The following is a 16787-nucleotide window of genomic DNA, read 5'->3' as shown; positions in this document are numbered from 1 at the left end:
AGGGAACCAGTCGTTTTTCTTTTTAGCCTCCCCAAACCGCTTTTCACTGCGTTTCGCTGGCAATAACCTGTGCGCGTTCGCTGCTTTATTAAGCGTTTTACCGCAGCATTAGCGTTCATTCCTGCTGTCTCGGCGCGGTATTAATGTTAGTATTTGGGCGCAAAATTTTTCTCTGGGTTGCTTTATCCTGTCGATTTCAGGCTGTACTGCGAAGACCGCCAATAAAATGGACCGCCTGAAAGGACGCAGGAATACCAACTAAAGGTAAAGAAAGTGAGTGGATTGCTGACGCGTTGGCGACAGTTTGGCAGACGGTATTTTTGGCCGCATCTCCTGTTGGGGATGGTCGCGGCTAGCCTCGGCCTGCCTGCGCTTAACAACAGCCACGAAACCACTACGCCGGCGAAAGCCACGGCCAGCAACCATAACCCGAATAAAGTTAACTTCTCCCAGCTGGCGCTGCTGGAGGCCAACCGTCGGCCGAACTTTACCGTCGATTACTGGCATCAGCATGCGATTCGTACCGTTATTCGCCATCTGTCGTTCGCGATGGCGCCGCAGGCTTTGCCGGTGGCGGAAGAATCGTCGCCGCTTCAGGCTCAGCATCTGGCCCTGCTCGATACGCTCAGCGCGCTGCTGACCCAGGACAGCAGACCGCCGGTGGTTATCCGCCAGGCAGCTTATATCCCTTCCTCTTATTCTGTCTTCCGCGTCAGCGCCTGGATAAGCCAGGTAGCGGGGATCCGCGCAGGGCCTCAACGTCTCAGCTGAAAATAAACACGGACCATCCTATTTTTTTACTCCGCACTGCGGGGCGTTTGAGATTTTATTATGCTAATTAAAATGTTAACTAAAGTGTTCGGTAGCCGTAACGACCGTACGCTGCGTCGTATGCGCAAAGTCGTCAATATCATCAACGGTATGGAACCGGCGATGGAAAAGCTCTCTGATGATGAGCTGAAAGCCAAAACCGGAGAATTCCGCGCGCGTCTGGAGAAAGGTGAAAGTCTGGAAAGCCTGATCCCGGAAGCTTTTGCCGTGGTGCGCGAAGCGAGTAAACGCGTCTTCGGTATGCGCCACTTCGACGTGCAGCTGCTGGGCGGTATGGTACTGAACGACCGCTGCATCGCGGAAATGCGTACTGGTGAAGGTAAAACCCTGACCGCGACCCTGCCGGCCTACCTTAACGCGCTGACCGGTAAAGGCGTTCACGTCGTTACAGTCAACGACTATCTGGCCCAGCGTGACGCCGAAAACAACCGTCCGCTGTTCGAATTCCTCGGTATGAGCGTGGGCATCAATATGTCCGGCCTGCCTGCGCCGGCGAAGCGTGAAGCCTACGCGGCCGACATCACCTACGGTACCAACAACGAATACGGCTTCGATTATCTGCGCGATAACATGGCGTTCAGTCCGGAAGAGCGCGTACAGCGTAAGCTGCACTATGCGCTGGTGGATGAGGTGGACTCCATCCTGATCGACGAAGCGCGTACCCCGCTTATCATTTCCGGCCCGGCTGAAGACAGCTCCGAAATGTATCGCAAGGTGAACAAAATTATTCCGCACCTGATCCGCCAGGAAAAGGAAGACTCCGACACCTTTACCGGTGAAGGCCACTTCTCCGTGGATGAGAAAGCTCGCCAGGTTAACCTGACCGAACGCGGTCTGGTACTGATCGAAGAGCTGCTGGTGCAGGAAGGCATCATGGAGGAAGGCGAATCGCTGTATTCTCCGACCAACATTATGCTGATGCACCATGTTACCGCCGCGCTGCGCGCCCACGCGCTGTTTACCCGCGACGTTGACTACATCGTGAAAGATGGCGAAGTCATCATCGTCGATGAACACACCGGCCGTACGATGCAGGGGCGTCGCTGGTCCGATGGCCTGCACCAGGCGGTAGAAGCCAAAGAAGGCGTGGAGATCCAGAACGAGAACCAGACTCTGGCATCCATCACCTTCCAGAACTACTTCCGTCTGTACGAGAAGCTGGCGGGGATGACCGGTACCGCGGATACCGAAGCCTTTGAATTTAGCTCCATCTATAAACTGGATACCGTTGTCGTCCCGACTAACCGTCCGATGATCCGTAAGGATATGGCGGATCTGGTCTATATGACCGAAGCGGAAAAAATTCAGGCGATTATCGAAGATATTAAAGATCGTACCGCCGCCGGTCAGCCGGTGCTGGTCGGTACTATCTCAATCGAAAAATCTGAAGTGGTTTCCCGCGAACTGACGAAAGCCGGCATCAAGCACAACGTCCTGAACGCCAAGTTCCACGCCAGCGAAGCGGATATCGTCGCCCAGGCGGGTTATCCGGCTGCGGTCACCATCGCTACCAACATGGCGGGTCGTGGTACCGATATTATGCTCGGCGGTAGCTGGCAGGCAGAAGTCGCCGCGCTGGAAAATCCAACGCCTGAGCAGATTGAAAAAATCAAAGCTGACTGGCAGGTGCGCCACGATGCGGTACTGGCCGCAGGCGGTCTGCACATCATTGGTACCGAGCGTCATGAATCCCGCCGTATCGATAACCAGCTGCGTGGCCGTGCTGGCCGTCAGGGTGATGCCGGTTCTTCCCGCTTCTACCTGTCGATGGAAGATGCCCTGATGCGTATCTTCGCCTCCGATCGCGTATCCGGCATGATGCGTAAACTCGGGATGAAGCCGGGCGAAGCTATCGAGCACCCGTGGGTGACCAAAGCGATTGCCAACGCTCAGCGTAAAGTGGAAAGCCGCAACTTCGATATCCGTAAACAGCTGCTGGAATATGATGACGTCGCCAACGATCAGCGTCGCGCTATTTACACCCAGCGTAACGAGCTGCTGGATATCTCCGACGTGAGCGAAACCATCAACAGCATCCGCGAAGATGTCTTCAAAGCCACTATCGATGCGCACATTCCGCCGCAGTCGCTGGAAGAGATGTGGGATATCGAAGGCCTGCAGGAACGTCTGAAAAACGACTTCGACCTTGATCTGCCAATCAAAGAGTGGCTGGATAAAGAGCCGGAGCTGCACGAAGAGACCCTGCGCGAACGTATTCTGCAGAGCGCGGTAGAAACCTACCAGCGTAAAGAAGAAGTGGTCGGCGCCGAAATGATGCGTCACTTCGAGAAAGGCGTCATGCTGCAAACGCTGGATTCCCTGTGGAAAGAGCACCTGGCGGCGATGGACTACCTGCGCCAGGGTATTCATCTGCGCGGCTATGCGCAGAAAGATCCGAAGCAGGAGTACAAGCGCGAATCCTTCTCAATGTTCGCAGCCATGCTCGAATCGCTGAAGTATGAAGTCATCAGCACCCTGAGCAAGGTACAGGTGCGGATGCCGGAAGAAGTCGAAGAGATGGAACAGCAACGTCGCGAAGAGGCAGAGCGTCTCGCGCAGATGCAGCAGCTGAGCCACCAGGATGACGATACTCTGGCTGCCGCTTCGCTGGCGGAACAGACCGGCGACCGTAAAGTTGGGCGTAACGATCCGTGCCCGTGCGGTTCCGGTAAAAAATATAAACAGTGCCACGGCCGTCTGAGCTAAGGGCTGATAAAAAGCAAACCAGGGCGCAGATTTCTGCGCCTTTTTTATGGAGCTGATTCAATGAAAAAACTGCAAATCGCCGTCGGGATAATTCGCAATCCGCAAGGCGAAATTTTTATTACCCAGCGTGCCGCAGACGCGCATATGGCTAATAAACTGGAATTCCCCGGCGGCAAAATAGAATCAGGTGAGACGCCGGAACAGGCGCTGGTACGTGAACTGCAGGAAGAGGTCGGGATTACGGTGACGACGTCCACGTTGTTCGACAAACTGGATTATCAGTTCCCTGACCGCCATATCACGCTATGGTTCTTCCTGGTGGAAAACTGGCAAGGCGAGCCGTGGGGCAAAGAAGGGCAACCGGGGCAGTGGATGGCGCAGCAGGCGCTGGATCCGCAGGCATTTCCGCCGGCAAACGAGCCGATTATCAATAAACTTATTACGCTTGCCTGAGCGCCGTGCAACCCGGCGCCGGCCTGAAATGCTAATCCGGATCGTCCCGGATTAGCGATAGGGAAGGTTACTGCTGCGGCTCGCTCCAGTCATCGCTATCAGACAAGTCGCCGGAACTGGGTATACGTTTCTCTTCCGCCGCCCACTCGCCAAGATCGATAAGCTGGCAACGCTTCGAGCAAAACGGGCGAAACGGGCTTTGTTCGCTCCAGACGACGTTTTTACCGCAGGTTGGGCAGTTAACGATAGTCTCTTCTGACATAGTATCTCCTTAGCAACAAGCCAGTTCAAAATCAAAGCGTTCCGGCACGATGCCATGCTCGCTGTCCAGCGGCAGGAAACGGATAGCGAAGCGGCTTTTATGGCCGGAAATTTGCGGATACAGCTGGCTTGCGAGATCCAGGCGCAGGCGCAGCAGATCGGCATCGTCGCCGTTATCCTGATAAAAGCCATTGAGGCTGGTTTGCTTACGGAAAGGCGCAGAGTTACGAATCAAATCAAGGATCAGCTCCAGCGACTGCATCAGCGGCGTCAGGCTCGCTAACCATCTCGCCACCTGCTCATCACGATATTCCTGCGGCATATGCAGCCAGATATGTAGCGTTGGTAAATCAAAGCCGCAACAGCCGCCGGGGATGCTCAGACGCTGGCGCACCAGGCCAATCAGTCGATCTTCACGAAGAAACTGGCCAATGCGCGGAGCGGAAATCAAGGTGCTGCCGGACTGTTTAAGCTGCTGACGCAGAGCATCAATACGCTGCTGGTCGACACCGGGCACTTCGGCCCAGGTTTGTAATTTCCGCTGTTGTCGCTCCAGCTCTTTCAGCAGATCGGTACGCACTTCACCGCGTTCCAGCACGTCCAGGAGATCGCCGGTATTGCGGAAAAAATGGAGGGCGTCCGCGTAGCTGGCGATGGTGGGGCGAGAAGAGAGCTGCTGAAATAAAAATTCAATGCGCAGCCAGGTGCGCATTTTCTCATTGAGCGGATGTTCGAAGAGAACAGGGGTATGCATTACGATTTTTCCTGTGAGGCGGCCTGCGATGCCAGCATTAAATACTTTTCGTGCAGGCGGGCGACGTGGGATGCGACGGCATCCGCGGAGCCCATGTTTTCAATAACATCATCCGCTGCGGCAAGACGCTGTTCGCGCGTCGCCTGGGCGGCAAGAATATGTTCAGCGTGTTCGCGACTGACCCCATCGCGGCGCATGGTGCGCTCGATTTGCGTCTCTTTCGGCACATCGACAACCAGCACGCGATCGGCTTTATCGGTCAGGCGGTTTTCGACCAGCAAGGGTACGACCCAGAGGAGATAAGGCGAGGTTGAGGCCTGCATCTGACGGCGCGTTTCTTGCTGAATCAGCGGATGCAGCAGCGCGTTAAGCCAGGCCTTGTCCTCGCTATGAGCAAAAATACGCTCGCGCAAGCGGCGGCGATTCAGGCAGCCATCGTCGTTGAGCATCTGTGGACCAAATCTTTCGGCGATGGCGAGCAGGGCAGGTGTACCGGGTTCTACAACCTGGCGCGCAATAATATCGGCGTCGATAACGGTTACGCCCAGGTGAGCAAATTCGTCGGCAACGGTACTTTTACCGCTACCGATGCCGCCTGTTAACGCTACCGTATACCCCATACACTTCAATCCCGATGTCACATTATTGTTCAAAACCCTGGCGATTCACCACGCCCGTCAGGCGCCGGGGATAGCTTAATCGAGATTTTGCTAAATCGAAAAAGTATCCATAATGTGAATCGTTACTTTCTTTATATATGAAAATCAATTGGTTAAAAATGATGCACTGGTAAGGAAAGCACACGAGCGTGTTTTTCGCTATTCACCAGGTAAATTTAAACGATTGTAGCGTAAAAAAAGTGAAAATCGCAGTCTTGCGCGGCTATGATTCGTGCGTATGATAGCGTCACTGGAGTTGTGCTCTCACATTAATGCAATTAACCCCAGGAATTCGCACATGCGTATTGAAGAAGATCTGAAGCTAGGTTTTAAAGACGTTCTTATCCGCCCGAAGCGCTCTACCCTCAAAAGCCGTTCTGATGTTCAGCTGGAACGTGAATTCACCTTTAAGCATTCAGGCCAGACCTGGTCCGGCGTACCGATTATCGCTGCTAACATGGATACCGTCGGCACCTTCAGCATGGCGAAAGCCCTGTCCGCTTTTGGCATTCTGACCGCCGTGCACAAGCACTACAGCGTTGAAGAATGGCAGGCGTTTGTGCAGAGCGAATCTGCAGAAGTGCTGCAGCATGTGATGGTTTCCACCGGCACCTCTGATGCGGACTTTGAAAAAACTCAGCAGATCCTGGCGCAGAATCCGCAACTGAACTTTGTGTGCATCGACGTGGCTAACGGCTACTCTGAGCACTTTGTTCAGTTCGTGGCGAAAGCCCGCGCCGCCTGGCCGCAAAAAACCATTATTGCCGGCAACGTAGTGACCGGTGAGATGTGTGAAGAACTGATTCTTTCCGGCGCTGATATCGTTAAAGTCGGCATCGGCCCTGGCTCCGTCTGTACTACCCGCGTGAAAACCGGCGTTGGCTACCCGCAGCTGTCTGCGGTGATTGAATGCGCCGATGCCGCGCACGGTCTCGGCGGCCAGATCATCAGCGATGGCGGCTGCACTATGCCGGGCGATGTCGCGAAAGCTTTTGGCGGCGGCGCCGATTTCGTGATGCTCGGCGGGATGCTGGCGGGCCACGAAGAGAGCGGCGGTACCGTGGTTGAAGAGAACGGCGAAAAATTCATGCTGTTTTACGGTATGAGCTCTGAATCGGCGATGACTCGCCACGTCGGCGGCGTCGCGAAGTACCGCGCGGCGGAAGGCAAAACCGTTAAGCTGCCGCTGCGCGGCCCGGTTGATAATACCGCGCGCGACATCCTCGGTGGCCTGCGTTCAGCATGCACCTATGTCGGCGCTTCCCGCCTGAAAGAGCTGACCAAACGCACAACCTTTATCCGCGTCCAGGAACAAGAGAACCGCGTGTTCAACAGCCTGTAATGACGATGGCTGGCGCTTTAGCGCCAGCCATTAACTTCCCATCCCCCCGAGCGCGTCTCCCAAATGAAAAATGGGGAGATACATTGCCACCACCAGCACGCCAACGATCGTTCCGGTTACCGCCAGCAGTAATGGCTCCAGCAGCGTCGCCAGATTATCCGCCTGTTGATGAGTTTGCTCGCTATGATGGCGCGCCAGGTTATCGAGCATCGTATCCAGCGATCCCGATGCCTCGCCGGTACGAATGAGCTGCAGACACAGTAAGGTGAATCCGCCGCAATTCGTTAGCGCCTGCCAGATTGGTTGGCCGTGGATGATATCTGCGCGCGCCTGTGCAATCCGCTGCCGCCACAGCGGGCACCCCATGGTTTCCTCCACGCTCTCCAGCCCTTGTACAAAGCTGATGCCCGCGCTTTGGGTCAGTGAAAGAATGGTAAATATCTGGCTCAGCTGTTGGCCGTTGATTAGCCGACCGGCAATCGGAATCGCGTGTAGTAACTTTTGCCTTAACAGCAGCCAGCGTGGCCGATGCCGGGCCAGTCGGTTGAGAAATAGCGGAATAGCAAAAAGCGGCGGCAGCAACGGCCAGTAGCGGGCCAACGCATCGCCGATGTGAATGACCATTTGCGTCAGCAAGGGGAGCGGCGTATTGAAGGTCCGATAGATAGCGGTGAATTCCGGCAGCACGAAAAACAACATTGCCATGACCACCGCCAGCGCCAAAGTCAGAATCACCATTGGGTAGCGCAGCGCCTTCTTTACCTTTTCTGTCAGACGCTGCTGTTCCTGCTGCTGTAGCGCGAGCTGAAAGCAGCAGCGTTCCAGCTTACCGGTGAGCTCGCCGGTGCGGATCATCGTCAGATAGAGCGGCGGAAAGACCCGCGGCCATTGCGTCAGGGCGCTGGAGAGAGAAACACCCTGCGCCAGTTCCTGCGCCAGCATTCGCAGCAGCGCCTGCCACTGTTTGTACGGCTGTTGTTGGGCCAGCAGCTCCAGCCCTTCGGCCAACGGTAAGCCAGCCTGCAGCAGCGTGGCAAGCTGGCGGATAATCTCGCAGCTATAGCGCGGACGCCACAGTGAACCCTGTACCGTTTGGCGCCGCAGCGCCAGCAGCAGTATCCGCTGCTGTTCCAGTGATGCCAGCGCCTGTGCGCGCGTCTCTTGCCAGAGTGCCCCTTCGCACGGCATTCCTTGCTTATCCATCCCGCGCCACTGCCAAAGCTGCTTAGTCGCCATGTGGGATCCCCAGAACGCGCACGACTTCTTCCAGGCTGGTCAACCCGCGCTCCACCGCTTCACAGCCGCTTTCAAACAGCGTCATCATGCCAGCTTCGCGGGCCAGCGTTTCGATTTCCGCCGCGCTGAGATCGCGATTAATGGCCTCGCGTAGCGCGCTATCTACCGGCAGCAGTTCGAATAAGGCCAGGCGGCCGTAGTAACCGTGGTAGCACCGAGGACAGCCAGCTGCCAGCCAGCCGGGCAATGGGCGTGGCCAAAGACTGTGCGGCACTTCGGTAGGGCGGCCGCCATCGCGCCGGCAGTGGGGACACAGTTTTCGCACCAGCCGCTGGGCGACCACCAGCGAAAGCGCTGAGGAGATCATCCAGCGCGCCACGCCCATTTGTTGCAGGCGAATCAGCGTTTCGCTGGTGGAGTTAGTATGTAATGTAGAGAGCACCAGATGCCCGGTTTGTGCGGCCTCAATGGCGATTTCCGCGGTCTCGGCATCGCGAATTTCTCCGACCATGACGATGTCCGGATCCTGACGCAGTAGCGCCCGCAGGACGCTCTGGAAGGTGAGGCCGGATCGCGGATTGATCTGCGTTTGGTTGAGCCCGATTAGCGGGATCTCCAGCGGATCTTCCACGCTGCAGATATTAACCTCTTCGCGATTTCGCGCCTGCAGCGCGCTATACAGGGTGACGGTTTTGCCGCTACCTGTCGGCCCGGTAACCAGTAGCAACCCCTGCGGCTGGTTCAATGCGGCGCGGAAAAAAGCAAGCTGACGAGAGGAGAGCCCCAGAGCTTCCAGATCCAGCGCCTGCTCCACCTGGTGTAATAAACGCAGGACGATTTTCTCCCCGCCGCGGCAGGGGAGGGTTGCAATGCGAAAGGAGACCGTGCGCCCGGCCAGCGTCAGAGTGAACTGTCCATCCTGCGGTAGACGATGCTCGGCAATATCGAGGTTGCCCAGCACCTTAAGCCGTGCGGCCATTGGCGCAGCCAGCGCGGCCTCAAGTAACGGTAGGGCATGCAACACGCCATCGACACGCAGGCGTATCCGCAGCTGTTTTTCCGCCGGCTCAATATGAATATCAGAGGCACGCTGGCGCAGCGCCTGCTCCAGAATTTGATTCAGCAGATCGGTTACGCCCCGGGTGTTACCCGTGGCGGACTCTGATGCTGACTGTTGCGCCTCGTGCTGATGCTTATCCATTCGATCCTGGCTCCAGCATTCAATATCGATACGCTTTTGGGTAGCGAAGCGCAGCGCTTCCATCAGTTCTGGCGCCGGCGTATCCACGACGGCGATAACGATGGTCTGCTCATCGCTCTTCAATAAAATGGCGTGATGGCGCTGACAGAGTGAGAGTAGCTGTTCGCTTTTCATGGCTGTCACCTCAGTTAAAGCGGAAGACATCTTCGCAGGCCTGCTTTAGCGCGCTGTCATCGCCGATGGCGCAGACGCGCTGCCAGCCGGTGATGCCGTTGGCATTATCCCAGGAAGGGGGCAGGGTGACGGCCAGTCCGTTCAGACTCTCCTGCCCGGTCAGGGTGACCACGCCCTGGGCGACGCTCATCGCCGATACATAGCGGGTAGTCGACGGCGAGGGAATACCGTTGCTGCCGCCATCGCAGCTGGTTAGTCCGCCGTGGTCCAACGCGCACAGTTCTATTGCCGTACGGTAGGGCACAAAGGTTTGCAGCATATCGGTGAGGGCGGCTTTGCGTAGGTAGTTCTGGTAGGCGGGAATGCCGATGGCGCTGAGGATGGCGATAATGCCGATAACCACCATTAATTCGATCAGGGTAAAACCACGTTGCTTATCCATAAGTCACTCCTTGTTGGTTGTGGGGTGACTTTGGCGCGATTACGTTGCGGCGGCGAGGAGGAAAAATACGCTTAGGATGCAGGCATCCAGCTTTTCGGTAGTGCTTTCAAAGATGCACGCGAAGCGTGCGAGGCGTCTCGCAAAAATAGCCCCGATACCCGGTGGATATCGGGGAGATAATTAACGAAAACGCATGGACAGGTCGAGCGCCCGCACGTGCTTAGTGAGTGCGCCGACGGAAATATAGTCAACGCCGGTTTCCGCGAATTCGCGAATGGTATCGAAGGTGACGTTGCCGGAGACTTCCAGCGCCGCCTGGCCGTTGGTACGTTTCACCGCCTCGCGCATCAGGTCGGTGGTGAAATTGTCGAGCATGATGATATCAGCGCCGGCTTTTAACGCTTCGTCCAGCTCATCCAGCGTTTCGACTTCGACTTCCACCGGTACGTCCGGGTGCAGCCAGAAGGCTTTTTCCACCGCCTGGCGTACCGAACCGGAGGCGATGATGTGGTTTTCTTTGATCAGGAAGGCGTCAAAGAGGCCCAGACGGTGGTTCGCGCCGCCGCCGCACAGCACCGCATACTTCAGCGCGGTACGCAGGCCTGGTAACGTTTTACGCGTATCAAGTAGCTGCGTTTTGGTGCCTTTGAGCAGGTCGACGTAGCGGCGCACTTCGCTTGCTACCCCAGAGAGGGTCTGCACGAAATTTAGCGCGGTGCGCTCGCCGGTCAGCAGCACCCGCGACGGGCCGTCCAGTTCGAACAGCGGCTGATCGGCTTTTACCGTATCGCCGTCAGCCACGTGCCAGGTGATGCTGACATCGTCGCCGGCAAGCTGAATGAAAACTTCTTCTACCCAACGCTTACCGCAGAATACCCCATCTTCGCGGGTGATGACGACGGCGTGAGAGCGCGCGTCCGACGGCAATAATTGCGCGCTAATATCGTTGTTAGCGTCAACTTCGCCGCCCAGATCTTCGCGTAGTGATTGCGCGACGGCGTCGGTAATATCGAGATTAATACGTTCCAGCAGCGCGTCACGGCGGCGGTCGGGGCTGTAGCGACGAGGCGTCATGATAAAGCTCCAGATAGATAAGATTCAGAAGTGGGAAACATGCTAACCTGAACCACGTTTCTGTACCACACATACCCAATGGATTTCGCGTCGCCTGTGGGGCCGCCGGGATCCACGTTTGCGAAAGGAGATTCCCCATGCAGTTGAATGGCGGATGGCTGGTGGGCGCGCGTCGGGTGCCTTCGCCACATCACGATTGCCGTCCGGACGATGAAAACCCTTCTTTACTGGTGGTACACAATATCAGCCTGCCGCCGGGGGAGTTTGGCGGCCCGTGGATTGACGCGCTATTTACCGGTACGTTGGATGCCGACGCGCATCCTTACTTCGCCGGGATTGCTCATCTGCGCGTTTCGGCGCATTGTCTGATTCGCCGCGATGGCGAAATAGTCCAATATGTGCCCTTTGATAAGCGCGCATGGCATGCGGGCGTCTCAAGCTATCACGGCCGCGAGCGCTGCAATGATTTTTCGATAGGCATTGAGCTGGAAGGGACGGATACTCAGGCCTACACCGAGGCGCAGTACCAGCAGCTAGCGGCGATTACCCGGGCGCTTATCCAGCGTTATCCTGGTATTGCTGATAATATTACCGGCCATTGCGATATCGCGCCGGTACGCAAAACGGATCCCGGCCCGGCCTTTGATTGGGCAAAATACCGCGGTATGTTGGCCGCATCGTCACATAAGGAGATACCATGACGTTGTTTACTACGCTGCTGGTTCTCATCGCCGAGCGTCTGTTCAAGCTTGGCGAGCACTGGCAGCTCGATCATCGCCTGGAGGTACTGTTCCGCCGCGTGAAGCATTTCTCGCTGTTCGGCACCGTGCTGATGACCGTCGTCGCGGTGGCGGTGGTATATGTTATTCAACGCCTGCTACAAGGGCAGCTATTTAACGTACCGCTGCTGGTGTTCTGGATTTTGCTTGGCCTGCTGTGTATTGGCGCGGGTAAGGTGCGCCTGCATTATCATGCCTATCTGAAGGCGGCGGCGAACAACGATAGCCACGCCTGCGATTCGATGGCCAGCGAGCTAACGCTTATTCACGGCGTGCCGCCGGGCTGCGATCGCCAGGAGTATCTGCGTGAACTGCAGAACGCGCTGCTATGGATCAACTATCGCTACTATCTCGCGCCGCTGTTCTGGCTGGTGGTCGGCGGCCCGTGGGGGTTATTGACGCTGACGGCCTATAGCGTCCTGCGCGCCTGGCAGACCTGGCTTGCGCGCTATCAGACGCCGCGCCATCGTTTACAGTCCGGCATTGACGGTATTCTGCATATTATCGATTGGGTGCCGGTGCGCCTGGTTGGCGTGGTATACGCGCTGCTGGGTCACGGCGAAAAAGCGCTGCCAGCGTGGTTTGCCTCGTTAGGCGACCGTCACTCTTCACAGTATCAGGTATTAACTCGTCTGGCCCAGTTCTCGCTGGCCCGCGAGCCGCACGTCGATGCGGTTGAGACGCCAAAAGCGGCGGTTTCCATGGCGAAGAAAACTTCGCTGGTGGTGGTGGTGATTATGGCGCTGCTGACCATCTACGGGACTTTGATTTAACAGCCCGAAGCCAGGCGCTGCCGGGCTTGGCGCACTCATATCGCCGGATGACGCTGCGCTTATCCGGCCTACGGTCCGCGGCCCGGTAAGCCAGAAGCGGTAGCCCTGCTAAGCGCAGCGCAAGCAGGGAAAATCCCAGCGCTGGCGTTGGATCCCGGACGGCTTGCTGTTCATTCTCTACAGCGTATCAGCAGGCGGGATGCCGAAATCGGGCATCCCGTTTTCTTGCCAGCGTACCAGCTTTAGCCGGGTGTGACGGTTAGGATCGTACAGCGGGTCGCCTTCGATTTCGGTGTAGTTGCGCGCGTGGTACACCAGCACATCTTCCCCCTCCGGCGTTTGCGTAAAGCTATTATGGCCGGGACCATACTGGCGGTTTTCATAGCTGGTACGAAATACCGGCTGTGGGGATTTATGCCAGTTTTCAGGCATCCGCGGGTCGGCTTCACGGTCGATCCATAATAATCCCATGCAGTAGTTTTCATCGGTCGCGCTGGCGGAATAGCTGATAAACAGCTTATCGCCGTGTACCAGCACCGCTGGTCCCTCATTGACCATAAATCCCCGGCATTCCCAGGCGAACTCCGGCTTGCTCAGCATGAGCGGCGCGCCTTTTAGCGTCCACGGGTTTTCCAGCTCCGCCAGATAGAGATTGGTATTGCCGGCGATCTGCGGGTCTTTCTGCGCCCATAAATACCAGCGTTTCCCTTGATGGCAGAAAGTGGTGGCATCGAGGGCGAAAGTATCGAACGGGGTGACGATTTGTCCTTTTTCCTGCCAGCGGCCGCTGAGCGGATCGCTGTCGGTACACTCAAGGGCGAACATCCGGTGCTGGAACATCCCCTCGGCGTCGAGGTCATGGGTCGGGGCGGCGGCGAAATAGATATACCACTTGCCGTCGATGGGGTGGAGCTCCGGCGCCCAGATCAGCTGGCTCATCGGACCGCTTTGCGGCTTGCGCCAGACGGTCACCGGCTCGGCTTCACGCAGGCCTTCCAGCGTGGCGGCGCGGCGGATCTCCAGCCGATCGTATTCCGGTACGGAGGCAATAAAATAGTAGTGGTCTTGATGGCGCAGGATAAAAGGGTCCGCGCGTTGTTCAATAAAGGGGTTAGGCCAGTTGTTCATCAGGCTTTCCTTACGTGTTCACTGGTTTTCAATTCCTGGAGTTCATTCAGTTCGCTGTAGTTACTGCGGCGTTTTTCCAGATCGCTCTGGATTTGGCGCATCAGATTGCGGTCAACTTTCAGCAGGCGTACGACGCCTGCGGTAATCAGGTAGCCAACGCCGGGGATCACAGAGAACAGCAGCACGATACCGTTTAGCGCCGAGGCGCTTTGCTGCTTCGCGCCGGCATCGTAGCCGTACCACGACAGCAGGAAACCCACCATGGCCCCGGCGACCGCCAGCCCCACTTTCAGGAAGAACAGATTGCCGGAGAAGCTGATGCCGGTGATCCGTTTACCGGTTTTCCACTCGCCGTAGTCATCAACGTCGGACATCAGCGACCAGTGCAGCGGCGACGGGATTTGATGCAGGATATTGAGCAGGAAGTAGAGTGCCAGAATCAGCGTCGTGGCATGCGGATTAAAGAAGTAGAACGCGCAGGAGAAGACCGCCAGTACAATGTTGGTCCAGAAAAAGACCTGCAGTTTACACCAGCGGTCGGTCAGCACTTTCGCCAGCATGCTGCCGATCATCATGCCGACCACGCCAAGGCTGATAAACAGGGTGGCGAAGTGGGTAGTTTGCCCCATCACCCAGGTGACGTAGTACATGGTGGCGGCCATGCGGATAAAGCCGGGGCAAACGTTGCACAGGGTTAAGAGCAAAATGCGAACCCACTGGTCGTTTTTCCACACGTCTTTGAGATCTTTTTTCAGCTCGTCGTTGGTTTGGACCGCCGGGCGGATGCGCTCGCGTACGGTGGCGAAGCAGAACAAAAACATACACATGCCGATGAACGCCAATACGGTCATCGCCAGTTGATAACCTTTGGCTTTATCAGCGCCGCCGAACCACTCCGCCATAGGCAGCAGAGTCAGAGAGAGCAGAAGCGTCGCGATACCGACCAGCACAAAGCGGTATGACTGGCAGGCGACACGTTCTTGCGGGTCGGATGTCATCACTGTCCCCAAAGAGCAGTAGGGGATGTTAATCGCGGTATAGGTTATCGACAGCAGGAAGTAGGTGACGAAGGCATAGATAACCTTGCTGTTGTAGGTCCATTCCGGGGTGGTGAACATCAGCACGCTGAACAGGGCGTAGGGGAAGGCCATCCACAGCAGCCATGGGCGAAAGCGGCCATATTTACTGCGTGTGCGGTCGGCCATCGCCCCCATGATCGGGTCGGTGACGGCGTCGATGACGCGCACCGAAAGCAGCAACACCCCAACCAGCGCCGGGGCAAGACCAAAAATATCCGTATAAAAATAGTTAACGAACAACATGATGGCGCCAAAGATAATGTTACATCCGGCATCGCCCATCCCGTAGCCAATCTTTTCTTTCAGCGAAAGTTTATTGCCTGTCATCCTGGAACTCTCCATTGCAGTCTGGAGAGAATTATTGGTCTTAGCGTCGGGAATTACGTTGCAGTAATCCGTCATCGATATGGATAAAACTGTTACAGGAAGGAAAGTGTGAAGCAGATAACAATGCGCCGTGCCCGTCGCTAAAGGACGGACACGGCGTGACGAGATGTATTATTGTGCTTTTACGACGCCGGCGCTTTTCTGTTTAAACAGATAGCCAACGCCGAGAACGGCAATCCATACCGGTATCAGCCACACCGAAATCGCCATCCCCGGGGTCATCAGCATGATGGCCAGTACCGCGACCATAAACAGCAGGCATACCCAGTTACCCAACGGGTAGAACAGCGCCGGGAAACGTGTTTTCACGCCTTCCTGCTGCTTGGCGCGACGGAATTTGATGTGCGCGAGGCTAATCATCGCCCAGTTAATCACTAGCGCGGAGACAACCAGCGCCATCAGCAGTCCGAACGCCGATTCCGGCGCCAGGTAGTTGATCAGCACGCACAGCGCGGTGACTACGGCGGATACCATAATGGTGTTGACCGGTACGCCGCGTTTATCGAGGGTCAGCAGCGCTTTCGGCGCATTACCCTGCTGCGCCAGGCCGAACAGCATACGGCTGTTACAGTATACGCAGCTGTTGTAAACCGAGAGCGCGGCGGTCAGCACCACGATGTTGAGGGCGTTTGCCACCAGCGTGTCGCCGAGTTCGTGGAAGATCAGGACGAACGGGCTGGTATCGGCGGTGACGCGCGTCCACGGCAGCAGTGAGAGCAGCACGGCCAGGGAGCCTACATAGAAAATAAGGATACGGTAGATAACCTGGTTGGTGGCTTTCGGGATGCTCTTTTCCGGGTTGTCCGCTTCCGCCGCGGTGATACCCACCAGTTCCAGGCCGCCGAAGGAGAACATAATGATCGCCATCATCATTACCAGCCCGGTGAAGCCGTGCGGCAGGAAACCGCCCTGATCCCACAGGTTACTGACCGTCGCCTGCGGGCCGCCGTTGCCGCTGAACAGCAGCCAGGCGCCGAACAGAATCATGGCCACTACCGCGACGACTTTAATAATCGCGAACCAGAATTCCATTTCGCCGAACACTTTTACGTTGGTCAGGTTAATGGCGTTAATGGCGATGAAGAATACCGCTGCCGAAGCCCAGGTAGGGATTTCCGGCCACCAGAACTGGATATATTTGCCGACGGCGGTCAGCTCCGCCATGGCGACAAGCACATACAGCACCCAATAGTTCCAACCGGAGGCAAAGCCTGCAAAGCCGCCCCAGTACTTATACGCAAAATGGCTGAATGAACCGGCTACCGGTTCTTCGACGACCATTTCGCCGAGTTGACGCATGATCAGGAAGGCGATAAACCCGGCGATAGCATAGCCGAGAATAATACCAGGACCTGCAGATTGAATCACTGACGCACTACCCAGGAATAAGCCCGTACCGATAGCGCCTCCTAGCGCAATGAGCTGTATATGGCGGTTCTTCAAGCCGCGCTTGAGTCGATCGCCATGCTGTTGACCTTCCATCATGAAACCTCGTGTGTGGTTATTAT

Annotated in this window: 16 protein-coding genes; 6 read left to right on the top strand and 10 right to left on the bottom strand. The window is 56.5% G+C overall.

What is annotated here, in order from left to right; translation table 11 throughout:
• The first annotated feature begins 273 nt into the window (after positions 1 to 273).
• The 3 genes from secM to mutT are packed head-to-tail and all read left to right on the top strand — an operon-like array spanning position 274 to position 3990.
• Positions 274 to 771 carry a secA translation cis-regulator SecM gene (secM, locus tag ABLV66_RS20995; RefSeq protein ID WP_020079609.1) on the top strand — a complete coding sequence of 166 codons (498 nt, stop codon included), beginning with the start codon at positions 274 to 276 and terminating at the stop codon, positions 769 to 771.
• Between the two features lie 60 nt (positions 772 to 831).
• Positions 832 to 3537 carry a preprotein translocase subunit SecA gene (gene secA, locus ABLV66_RS20990; protein ID WP_032709883.1) on the top strand — a complete coding sequence of 902 codons (2706 nt, stop codon included), beginning with the start codon at positions 832 to 834 and terminating at the stop codon, positions 3535 to 3537.
• Between the two features lie 60 nt (positions 3538 to 3597).
• Positions 3598 to 3990: an 8-oxo-dGTP diphosphatase MutT gene (mutT, locus tag ABLV66_RS20985; protein WP_045390019.1), complete on the top strand. Its 393-nt coding sequence runs from the start codon at positions 3598 to 3600 to the stop codon at positions 3988 to 3990.
• 67 nt (positions 3991 to 4057) lie between these two features.
• On the opposite strand, the gene yacG is transcribed toward mutT, so the two are convergent.
• Genes yacG through coaE form a run of 3 tightly spaced genes read right to left on the bottom strand, consistent with a single transcriptional unit; the run spans position 4058 to position 5625 of the window.
• Complete coding sequence (gene yacG, locus ABLV66_RS20980; RefSeq protein ID WP_015368237.1) at positions 4058 to 4252, bottom strand: DNA gyrase inhibitor YacG; 195 nt, start codon at positions 4250 to 4252, stop codon at positions 4058 to 4060.
• A 9-nt stretch (positions 4253 to 4261) separates the two neighbouring features.
• Positions 4262 to 5005, bottom strand: a complete 744-nt coding sequence (gene zapD, locus ABLV66_RS20975) for a cell division protein ZapD (RefSeq protein ID WP_032709885.1) — start codon at positions 5003 to 5005, stop codon at positions 4262 to 4264.
• Complete coding sequence (gene coaE / locus ABLV66_RS20970) at positions 5005 to 5625, bottom strand: dephospho-CoA kinase (protein ID WP_047078139.1); 621 nt, start codon at positions 5623 to 5625, stop codon at positions 5005 to 5007. The genes zapD and coaE overlap by 1 nt, the downstream gene beginning before the upstream one ends.
• Positions 5626 to 5962: 337 nt before the next feature.
• On the opposite strand from coaE, the gene ABLV66_RS20965 reads away from it, so the two are divergent.
• The gene (locus ABLV66_RS20965; protein ID WP_047042678.1) at positions 5963 to 7006 is read left to right on the top strand and encodes a GMP reductase; all 1044 of its coding nucleotides are present in this window, start codon (positions 5963 to 5965) and stop codon (positions 7004 to 7006) included.
• Positions 7007 to 7036: 30 nt separating this feature from the next.
• Here the strand turns inward: ABLV66_RS20965 and hofC are convergent, their stop codons facing one another.
• The 4 genes from hofC to nadC all read right to left on the bottom strand — a co-directional run bounded on the left by hofC (position 7037) and on the right by nadC (position 11133).
• Positions 7037 to 8242, bottom strand: a complete 1206-nt coding sequence (hofC, locus tag ABLV66_RS20960; RefSeq protein WP_045390028.1) for a protein transport protein HofC — start codon at positions 8240 to 8242, stop codon at positions 7037 to 7039.
• On the bottom strand, positions 8232 to 9617 hold the full coding sequence (gene gspE / locus ABLV66_RS20955) for a type II secretion system protein GspE (RefSeq protein ID WP_348876873.1): 1386 nt from the start codon (positions 9615 to 9617) through the stop codon (positions 8232 to 8234). Before gspE ends, hofC begins: the two co-directional genes overlap by 11 nt.
• A 10-nt stretch (positions 9618 to 9627) precedes the next feature.
• Positions 9628 to 10059 (bottom strand): prepilin peptidase-dependent pilin, encoded by a 432-nt coding sequence (gene ppdD, locus ABLV66_RS20950; protein WP_348876872.1) that lies wholly within the window; start codon positions 10057 to 10059, stop codon positions 9628 to 9630.
• A gap of 180 nt (positions 10060 to 10239) precedes the next feature.
• The gene (gene nadC, locus ABLV66_RS20945; protein WP_015368230.1) at positions 10240 to 11133 is read right to left on the bottom strand and encodes a carboxylating nicotinate-nucleotide diphosphorylase; all 894 of its coding nucleotides are present in this window, start codon (positions 11131 to 11133) and stop codon (positions 10240 to 10242) included.
• Positions 11134 to 11270: 137 nt separating this feature from the next.
• Here nadC and ampD point away from each other — a divergent pair, with 137 nt between their 5' ends.
• A complete protein-coding gene (ampD, locus tag ABLV66_RS20940; protein ID WP_047042669.1) occupies positions 11271 to 11834 on the top strand; it encodes a 1,6-anhydro-N-acetylmuramyl-L-alanine amidase AmpD in 564 nt (187 codons plus the stop codon).
• Positions 11831 to 12685 (top strand): beta-lactamase regulator AmpE, encoded by an 855-nt coding sequence (gene ampE, locus ABLV66_RS20935; protein WP_047050168.1) that lies wholly within the window; start codon positions 11831 to 11833, stop codon positions 12683 to 12685. Before ampD ends, ampE begins: the two co-directional genes overlap by 4 nt.
• Before the next feature lie 177 nt (positions 12686 to 12862).
• On the opposite strand, the gene ABLV66_RS20930 is transcribed toward ampE, so the two are convergent.
• The 3 genes from ABLV66_RS20930 to aroP all read right to left on the bottom strand — a co-directional run bounded on the left by ABLV66_RS20930 (position 12863) and on the right by aroP (position 16764).
• Positions 12863 to 13813 (bottom strand): glycoside hydrolase family 43 protein, encoded by a 951-nt coding sequence (locus ABLV66_RS20930; protein ID WP_348876870.1) that lies wholly within the window; start codon positions 13811 to 13813, stop codon positions 12863 to 12865.
• Positions 13813 to 15219 carry a glycoside-pentoside-hexuronide (GPH):cation symporter gene (locus tag ABLV66_RS20925; RefSeq protein WP_045390044.1) on the bottom strand — a complete coding sequence of 469 codons (1407 nt, stop codon included), beginning with the start codon at positions 15217 to 15219 and terminating at the stop codon, positions 13813 to 13815. The genes ABLV66_RS20930 and ABLV66_RS20925 overlap by 1 nt, the downstream gene beginning before the upstream one ends.
• Before the next feature lie 171 nt (positions 15220 to 15390).
• Complete coding sequence (gene aroP / locus ABLV66_RS20920; RefSeq protein WP_161801884.1) at positions 15391 to 16764, bottom strand: aromatic amino acid transporter AroP; 1374 nt, start codon at positions 16762 to 16764, stop codon at positions 15391 to 15393.
• Between the last annotated feature and the right edge of the window lie 23 nt (positions 16765 to 16787).

Origin of the sequence: Klebsiella sp. CN_Kp073 (genome assembly GCF_040065495.2) — a bacterium.
Lineage (GTDB): Bacteria > Pseudomonadota > Gammaproteobacteria > Enterobacterales > Enterobacteriaceae > Klebsiella > Klebsiella aerogenes.
Note: the sequence above shows the minus strand (reverse complement) of the source record. Positions and strands in the feature narration are given on the sequence as shown.

Bases quoted from the DNA above. Each gene is read 5' to 3' on its own strand.
- mutT (WP_045390019.1), top strand. From the start codon at position 3,598: ATGAAAAAACTGCAAATCGCCGTCGGGATAATTCGCAATCCGCAAGGC.
- ABLV66_RS20925 (WP_045390044.1), bottom strand. From the start codon at position 15,219: ATGACAGGCAATAAACTTTCGCTGAAAGAAAAGATTGGCTACGGGATG.
- ABLV66_RS20930 (WP_348876870.1), bottom strand. From the start codon at position 13,813: ATGAACAACTGGCCTAACCCCTTTATTGAACAACGCGCGGACCCTTTT.
- ppdD (WP_348876872.1), bottom strand. From the start codon at position 10,059: ATGGATAAGCAACGTGGTTTTACCCTGATCGAATTAATGGTGGTTATC.
- ampD (WP_047042669.1), top strand. From the start codon at position 11,271: ATGCAGTTGAATGGCGGATGGCTGGTGGGCGCGCGTCGGGTGCCTTCG.
- hofC (WP_045390028.1), bottom strand. From the start codon at position 8,242: ATGGCGACTAAGCAGCTTTGGCAGTGGCGCGGGATGGATAAGCAAGGA.
- coaE (WP_047078139.1), bottom strand. From the start codon at position 5,625: ATGGGGTATACGGTAGCGTTAACAGGCGGCATCGGTAGCGGTAAAAGT.
- aroP (WP_161801884.1), bottom strand. From the start codon at position 16,764: ATGATGGAAGGTCAACAGCATGGCGATCGACTCAAGCGCGGCTTGAAG.
- ampE (WP_047050168.1), top strand. From the start codon at position 11,831: ATGACGTTGTTTACTACGCTGCTGGTTCTCATCGCCGAGCGTCTGTTC.
- nadC (WP_015368230.1), bottom strand. From the start codon at position 11,133: ATGACGCCTCGTCGCTACAGCCCCGACCGCCGCCGTGACGCGCTGCTG.
- secA (WP_032709883.1), top strand. From the start codon at position 832: ATGCTAATTAAAATGTTAACTAAAGTGTTCGGTAGCCGTAACGACCGT.
- ABLV66_RS20965 (WP_047042678.1), top strand. From the start codon at position 5,963: ATGCGTATTGAAGAAGATCTGAAGCTAGGTTTTAAAGACGTTCTTATC.
- yacG (WP_015368237.1), bottom strand. From the start codon at position 4,252: ATGTCAGAAGAGACTATCGTTAACTGCCCAACCTGCGGTAAAAACGTC.
- gspE (WP_348876873.1), bottom strand. From the start codon at position 9,617: ATGAAAAGCGAACAGCTACTCTCACTCTGTCAGCGCCATCACGCCATT.
- zapD (WP_032709885.1), bottom strand. From the start codon at position 5,005: ATGCATACCCCTGTTCTCTTCGAACATCCGCTCAATGAGAAAATGCGC.